This is a genomic window from Escherichia sp. KCJ4928 (assembly GCF_004352695.1).
Taxonomy (GTDB): domain Bacteria; phylum Pseudomonadota; class Gammaproteobacteria; order Enterobacterales; family Enterobacteriaceae; genus ECMA0423.
The window spans coordinates 1-825 of sequence record NZ_SJWV01000482.1 but is presented as its reverse complement, the minus strand read 5'-3'; the positions used below and the strand labels follow the sequence as shown (position 1 = coordinate 825).

Genomic DNA, 825 nt, shown 5'->3' with positions numbered 1-825 from the left:
GCGTAAGTGCATCCTTTTCGTCCCACCGGACTTTCCTGTTCCAGTATGATTACTTTGCACCTTAGTTTCAGACAGTTGCAATACTTTATAAGTATATGAAGGGCGCTTGTTTTTTTCAGGTAGCTGAACTTTACGACCATTTATGAATTTTCTTTCTGGTTTAGTGCTAAGTGTGACAGGACACACATTTTCGCAATTTAACACGCTACATGCCTGTATGAAAGCCTGTAGTTCATCGCGAGTATCCATAATAATTTGCGCATATAATCTTTCAATACTTCCCACCTGCTTTATCAAATCATCTTTAAATTCCATGCTTGTTATAAAAGGCTCTGCTTTGAAGTGTGCTGCATTATATTTGGCTACTCCATTCTCTTTTAATGTGTCGATTACAAGCCTGGATGCAGGCAATGTCCTGTCAGGTTCGTATTTAGTGAGTTTGTTGTTATATGGGAAAAACATTCCACCGACACCAAGAATCCATATTTTTAAATCATCAGACCATGAAACAGGAAGGATAAACACTCCGCCATCAATATAAGTGTTAAGGATTGAATTACATCCCGGGATGGGTTCAAAACTCTGTCTGGCCTCCCAGCACAGGGCAATTCTTCTGGATGATGGTGATATATTAAAATCACCTATTTGGGTTTCTACACTGTCTTTGAACCATGGTATTTCAAATGTTACAACTGGATATGGTAATCGTGCCAAATCGAAATGTGTTTGGCGGTATTCTTCTGGTTCAATAATATCGCAGCAGTTCGGTAAGATGAACTTAACACTACTGTCCAGCATATCAATGACCTGACGCATAATATATGA

Annotated in this window: 1 protein-coding gene; it reads right to left on the bottom strand. The window is 38.9% G+C overall.

Annotated features, from left to right (window positions below):
* A partial coding sequence (locus E0D98_RS24985; protein ID WP_240723777.1) for a hypothetical protein occupies positions 1-798 on the bottom strand: 798 nt, incomplete at its 3' end.
* Positions 799-825: the final 27 nt, after the last annotated feature.